The organism is Ornithinibacter sp. (genome assembly GCF_035443565.1).
GTDB lineage: Bacteria > Actinomycetota > Actinomycetes > Actinomycetales > Dermatophilaceae > Fodinibacter.
The window spans coordinates 1-5,720 of sequence record NZ_DAORSO010000141.1; the positions used below are offsets into that span (position 1 = coordinate 1).

At 72.3% G+C, this 5,720-nt stretch carries 7 protein-coding genes; 3 read left to right on the top strand and 4 right to left on the bottom strand.

Annotated features, from left to right (window positions below):
• The 3 genes from PLL68_RS11930 to PLL68_RS11940 all read right to left on the bottom strand — a co-directional run.
• On the bottom strand, nucleotides 1-662 hold a 662-nt coding region (locus PLL68_RS11930; protein ID WP_502910702.1), incomplete at its 3' end, for a thiolase family protein.
• Nucleotides 663-818: 156 nt separating this feature from the next.
• Nucleotides 819-2,093: an HRDC domain-containing protein gene (locus PLL68_RS11935; protein WP_324534350.1), complete on the bottom strand. Its 1,275-nt coding sequence runs from the start codon at nucleotides 2,091-2,093 to the stop codon at nucleotides 819-821.
• Between the two features lie 42 nt (nucleotides 2,094-2,135).
• Nucleotides 2,136-2,720: a DUF3000 domain-containing protein gene (locus tag PLL68_RS11940; RefSeq protein ID WP_324534352.1), complete on the bottom strand. Its 585-nt coding sequence runs from the start codon at nucleotides 2,718-2,720 to the stop codon at nucleotides 2,136-2,138.
• Between the two features lie 124 nt (nucleotides 2,721-2,844).
• On the opposite strand from PLL68_RS11940, the gene PLL68_RS11945 reads away from it, so the two are divergent.
• Genes PLL68_RS11945 through PLL68_RS11955 form a run of 3 tightly spaced genes read left to right on the top strand, consistent with a single transcriptional unit; the run spans nucleotide 2,845 to nucleotide 5,314 of the window.
• Nucleotides 2,845-3,666 carry a DMT family transporter gene (locus PLL68_RS11945; protein ID WP_324534354.1) on the top strand — a complete coding sequence of 274 codons (822 nt, stop codon included), beginning with the start codon at nucleotides 2,845-2,847 and terminating at the stop codon, nucleotides 3,664-3,666.
• A 23-nt stretch (nucleotides 3,667-3,689) separates the two neighbouring features.
• Nucleotides 3,690-4,802 (top strand): uroporphyrinogen decarboxylase, encoded by a 1,113-nt coding sequence (gene hemE, locus PLL68_RS11950; RefSeq protein WP_324534356.1) that lies wholly within the window; start codon nucleotides 3,690-3,692, stop codon nucleotides 4,800-4,802.
• Complete coding sequence (locus PLL68_RS11955; protein WP_324534359.1) at nucleotides 4,799-5,314, top strand: GNAT family N-acetyltransferase; 516 nt, start codon at nucleotides 4,799-4,801, stop codon at nucleotides 5,312-5,314. Before hemE ends, PLL68_RS11955 begins: the two co-directional genes overlap by 4 nt.
• A 50-nt stretch (nucleotides 5,315-5,364) precedes the next feature.
• Here the strand turns inward: PLL68_RS11955 and PLL68_RS11960 are convergent, their stop codons facing one another.
• Complete coding sequence (locus PLL68_RS11960) at nucleotides 5,365-5,670, bottom strand: glutaredoxin domain-containing protein (protein ID WP_324534361.1); 306 nt, start codon at nucleotides 5,668-5,670, stop codon at nucleotides 5,365-5,367.
• Nucleotides 5,671-5,720: the final 50 nt, after the last annotated feature.

The window sequence follows — 5,720 nt, forward strand, 5'->3', positions numbered from 1 at the left end:
AGGCCCCAACCCTTCTCGACGTGGCGGGTGGCCACCGGCACGAGGTCGGGCTGCACCTTCCCGGCGGCGTAGGCCGCGGCGAGCTTGCGCTGGCTGTTGACGGCGTACGCGTCGCACCGCTCCTTGGTGAGGTGCGGGAAGCGGTCGTGCAGGTTCTCGGCGGTCTTGCCCATGACGAGCGCCGACTCGTCGACGATCCGCTCGCCGATGATCCGCGGGTTCGGGTCGATGCCCTCACCCATGGGGTGGCGGCCCATGTGCTCGACTCCACCGGCGATGGCGACGTCGACGGCCCCGAAACCGATCGAGGAGGCCACGTTCGTGACGGCGGTCATCGCACCGGCGCACATGCGGTCGACCGAGTAGCCCGGGGTGGTCTTGGGCAGGCCCGCGAGCAGGCCGGCCAGGCGACCCAGCGTCAACCCCTGGTCGCCGATCTGCGTGGTGGCGGCGATCGCGACCTCTTCGACCCGTTCCTTGGGCAGTTCGGGGTGGCGTCGCAGCAGTTCACGCATGCACTTGATGACGAGGTCGTCGGCGCGGGTCTGGGCGTAGATGCCCTTCTCGCCGGCTTTGCCGAACGGGGTGCGGACGCCGTCGACGAAGACGACTTCCTGGAGGGTACGGGGCACGGCGGTGGCCTCCTGGGTCACGGCGGACATGGTGCACCCGGATGCCGGGCGCGGCCCCGTCAGCGTACTAAGCGAGCGCTTAGTACGGGAGGGCTGGCGGGGTGAGAGACGTCACGCGGAGGTGACTTCTCGGCGATCCCGGGATCGCCGGCGTCCCTGAGGAGCATCGGCATCCGGCGTGGCGGGTCAGCCCGGGAACTGGGCGAACGCGGCCACGAGCATCGGGGCGACGATCTCGGCCTGCCAGGCCCGCACCCCCTGGTCGAGAAGGGCCCGGGTGAAGGCGGCCTCGTCCGGTTCGGACGGGGGCTGCCAGACCACGCGCCGCAACGGGTCGGGGGAGCAGACGTTCTCGACGGGGATGACCCGCTCCTCCGCGAACGCGGTGAGCGCTGCCCGGGTGGCACCGAGGCGATCGGCCGCCAACGGGTTCTTCTCCGCCCACACGCGCGGCGGTGGCGGGCCGTCAGAGGGCAGGGTGCGCGGCGGCAGGTCGTCCTCGGGGATCTCCATGGCTCGTCGCACCGCATCGACCCAGTGCCGGCCGTAGCGGGCGATGGCCCGGTGCCCGCGCGGCAGGTCAGCGGTGGTGGCGGGCACGGCCTTGGCGATCTCGACGAGCGCGGCATCGGGCAGCACCCGCCCGATCGAGGTGTCCCGCTCCCTGGCGATGTCGTCGCGGGTGTACCAGAGCTCGCGGACGATGGCCACGGACCGCCGTGAACGCAGCGTGTTGATCCCCGACGTCCGCCGCCACGGGTCGACCCGCTCGGTGGGGGCCCACTGCAGCAGCGCGGCGAACTCCTGGCGTGCCCACTCGGCCTTGCCCTGCGCGGCGAGGTCGACCCCCATGAGGTTGCGTAGTTCGTCGAGCACCTCGACGTCGAGGGCGGCGTAGCGCAACCACGGCTCGGGCAGCGGCCGGGTCGACCAGTCGACGGCGGAGTGCTCCTTGGCCAGGCCCAGCCCGAGGTAGTGCTCGACCACGGCAGCCAGCCCGACGCGAGGCAGCCCGAGGATCCGCCCGGCCAGCTCGGTGTCGAAGAGCTGCACCGGTCGCAGCCCGACCTCGGCCAGGCAGGCAAGGTCCTGGGTGGCGGCGTGCAGGATCCACTCGGCAGCACCGATCGCCTCACCCAGGGGACTGAGGTCAGGGCAGCCCATCGGATCGATCAGCCAGGTGCCCGCACCCTCTCGACGCACCTGAACGAGGTAGGCGCGCTGCCCGTAGCGGTAGCCGGACGCGCGTTCGGCGTCGATGCCGACCGGCCCCTCACCGGCAGCGATGGTCTTCGCGGCCCGGGCGAGCTCGCGCTCGGTCTCGACGACGTGCGGCACACCACCGGACGGCTCGATGAGCGGCACCAGGGTGACGGGCGCGGCCTCGGGGGCGCGGTGGTTGCCGGAACTTCCGTCGTGCTGGTCCCCTGGCGGGGGTGGCGTCGTGGTCTCGGTGATCATCGGTCCGTGGTGTCCGTCAGTGGTGTCTGTCGCTGGTGTCCGTCAGCGGCGGGGTCCGGGGAGGGCGACGACGCCCTCGGGAAGGGGCGGCAGACCCGCGATGGTGCACAGCAGGTCGGACCATGCCAGCAGGTGGTCTCCGACCTCCGGGCCGAGTGGGGTCCAGGACGCGCGCACCTCCATCTCGACACTCGCGGGGCGGTCGGCCAGGCCGGCGAAGCTCTGCGAGACGACCCGTGTCACCGTGCCCGCCTCGGCCGTGTACTCGACGCCACGGATCGCGAGCGCGTCGATGAGCCAGCTCCACCCCACCTCGCCGAGCACCGGGTCAGTCGCCAGCTCGGGTTCGAGCTCGGCCCGGGCAAAGGTCACTGCACGCCACTGCCCGCCCCACGGCTCGGGGGAGCTGGGGTCGTGCAGCAGCACGAACCGGCCGGAGGCGAGGTCGTCGTCGGTGTCACGAGGGTCGACGACATCAGCGGTGAGCGCGACGGCATACGGCGCTATGCGCTGGGGCGCCGGGACCTCGGTGAGTCGGATCTCGGGGCGCAAGCGCACCCGGTGGAGATCCTTGAGGGCGCGGGAGAACTCCGGGGACTCCCGACCGGAGACGCTGCGGCTGGACACGCCTGCAATGTATGCCGATCCGGCCCCGGCGCCCGTCAGGCACGCCGCGAGGAGACGGGCGACCACGAGCACGGGCAGGGCTGTCGCGAGCACTGACCAGGGCTCGCGCGGCTACATTCGAGCGGTGCTCGCCCTCCTGGCCCTCGGGTCCTCCGTCGCGTGGGGGACCGCTGACTTCTTCGGCGGGCTCCTCAGCGGACGCCGCCCGGCCATCGCGGTGGTCGGCTGGTCACAGGGGCTGGGGTTCCTCGTCATCAGCGCCGTCGTGCTCCTGCGTGGCGACGTGTCCTGGCAGGGCTGGCCACTCTGGGCGCTCGCCGCCGGTCTTGCCGGGACGACCGGACTCGTCAGCTTCTACACGGCCCTGTCCACCGGGACCATGGGAGTCGTCGCGCCGATCGCCGCACTGGGCGTGATCGTCCCGGTTGCCCTGGGCGTCGCGTCCGGTGAGCAGCCATCCGCCTGGGCCTGGGTCGGAATGGTGGTGGCCATCGTCGGCGTCACCCTGGCCTCGGGGCCGGAGGTCAGCGGAGCGGTGTCCGCCAGGCCCGTGGTGCTGGCTGTGGTCGCGGCCTTCTGCTTCGGCCTGGCCCTGTTCTTCCTCGACCGGGGAGCGCGCGAGTCGACCCTCATGACGTTGTGGGGGATGCGGGCCACGTCGGTGACCGTGCTGATCGTCGTGGCGCTCTGCCTGCGCAGCGTCGGCGGGGTGCGGCCCGTGGAGCTGCCGGCGTTGCTGGCCGTCGGCTGCGGTGACCTGCTGGCCAACGCCCTGTTCGCCGTGGCGTCCTCGCGCGGTGAGGTCAGCGTCGCCGCCGTGCTCGGCTCGCTCTACCCCGTCGTCACCGCGGTGCTCGCGTGGGCCGTGGTCAAGGAACGGCTGCGACCCATCCAGGTGCTCGGGTCCGCGATGGCCGTGGCGGGTGCCGTCGTCATCGCGCTCTGACCAGGGTGGGAGAATCACTGATCGTGACTGCCGACTCCCGCACCGCCGACGACCGACGTCCCGATTCCCGCACCGCTGACCAGAGCAGCGACAGCCGCCCCGCCGCCGACCCCAAGGACTCGGTTCTCGTTCGGGCCGCGCGGGGGCAGTCCGTCCCGAACGCGCCGGTGTGGTTCATGCGACAGGCCGGGCGCTCGCTCCCCGAGTACCGCGAGGTGCGGCGCGGCGTCGGCATGCTCGAGTCGTGCCGGCGGCCCGACCTCGTCACCGAGATCACCCTCCAGCCGGTGCGCCGCCACGGCGTGGATGCCGCGATCTTCTTCTCCGACATCGTCGTCCCCCTCTCCGCGATCGGTGTCGACCTCGACATCGTCGCCGGGGTCGGGCCGGTCATCGCCCAGCCGATCCGCACGCGGGCCGACCTCGCCCAGCTGCGCGACCTCACCCCCGAGGACATCCCGGACATCGCCGAGTCCGTGCGCCTGTTGACCGCCGAGCTCGGTGGTACCCCCCTCATCGGCTTCGCCGGGGCGCCGTTCACCCTCGCGTCCTACCTCGTCGAGGGCGGCCCGTCGAAGAACCACGAGCACACCAAGGCGCTCATGCACGGTGACCCGCAGCTCTGGCACGACCTGTGTGCCCAGCTCGCGCAGATCTCCGGCACGTTCCTTCGCGTGCAGGCGCAGGCCGGAGCCTCGGTCGTGCAGCTGTTCGACTCGTGGGCCGGGGCCCTCAGCAAGGCCGACTACACGGCATCCGTCATGCCGCACTCGGCGAAGGCCCTCGCCGCGGTGGCCGACCTCGACGTGCCGCGCATCCACTTCGGTGTCGGCACCGGTGAGCTGCTGCCGCTCATGGGCGAGGCCGGCGCCGACGTCGTCGGTGTCGACTACCGCGTCTCGCTCACCGACGCCATCGAGAGGCTCGGCGGGCGCTACGCGGTTCAGGGCAACCTCGACCCGGCCCTGCTCTTCGCCCCGTGGGAGCCCCTCGAGCGACGCGTGCGCGCCATCGTCGAGGAGGGGCGCGCGGCACCCGGGCACATCGTCAACCTCGGCCACGGCGTGCTGCCCGACACCGACCCCGACGTGCTCACCCGCGTCGTCGAGCTCGTGCACGAGGTCTCCGCGCGGTGAGCAGCACCCCGCACCTGCGGGGCCGCGGTGTGCGTCTGGAGCCGCTCTCGACCACCCACGCCGCACCGATGGAGCACGTTCTCGCGGATGCCGGCCTGTACGAGTTCATCGGCGGCTCACCGCCGTCGCGGGCTGACCTCGAGGCGCGGTACGCCCGTCAGGTGGCCGGTCCGCGCGGCGCCGTGTTCGCCTGGCACACGTGGATCATCCGGCTGGTCGACGGCGACGAACCCGTCGGCTACGTGCAGGCCACCGTCAACGGTGACGACTCGGTCGCCGAGCTCGCCTGGGTCGTCGGGGTGCCGTGGCAGGGCCGGGGGATCGCCTCGGATGCCGCGTCGGCCGTCGTGGAGTTCGTCGACGCCTGCGGGGTCGAGCGGGTCATCGCGCACGTGCACCCTGACCACGTGGCGTCGCAGCGGGTCGCGGCCCGCCTGGGACTGGTGCCGACGGCGCGCATCCTCGACGGTGAGGTCGAGTGGGAGGCGCGCTCCGCCACCAGGGGTCGTTGACCGGATCGGGCGGTCGCACCCAGGGTGATGCGGTTCTTGCCGCGCGTGGGTCAGCGCGACAGCGCGGCCTTCACGACCGAGGGGTCGGGGTTGGTGTGGGGGATGCCGTCGATCACCACCGTGGGCACCGTCTCGTTCCCGTGGTTGATGCCCGCGACGAAGGCACGACCCGCGTCGTCCTCCCAGATGTTGACCCAGCGGGCCCGGTCGCGCCGGGAACGGACCGCCAGGCGCAGGCGCGCCGTGAACGGGCAGCCCGGTCGCCAGTAGATTGCGACACCGTTCGCGGCGTGAGCGAGCGCCTGCTCGTGTGGGGTCGAGGTCGGGTGCCCGGCGGCGAGATCCAGAAGTCCCATGCAGACAGGGTACGAACGGGTGGTGACCGTGGGCGATCACTGGTGGTGAG

Bases quoted from the DNA above. Each gene is read 5' to 3' on its own strand.
- PLL68_RS11960 (WP_324534361.1), bottom strand. From the start codon at position 5,670: ATGGGACTTCTGGATCTCGCCGCCGGGCACCCGACCTCGACCCCACAC.
- PLL68_RS11935 (WP_324534350.1), bottom strand. From the start codon at position 2,093: ATGATCACCGAGACCACGACGCCACCCCCGCCAGGGGACCAGCACGAC.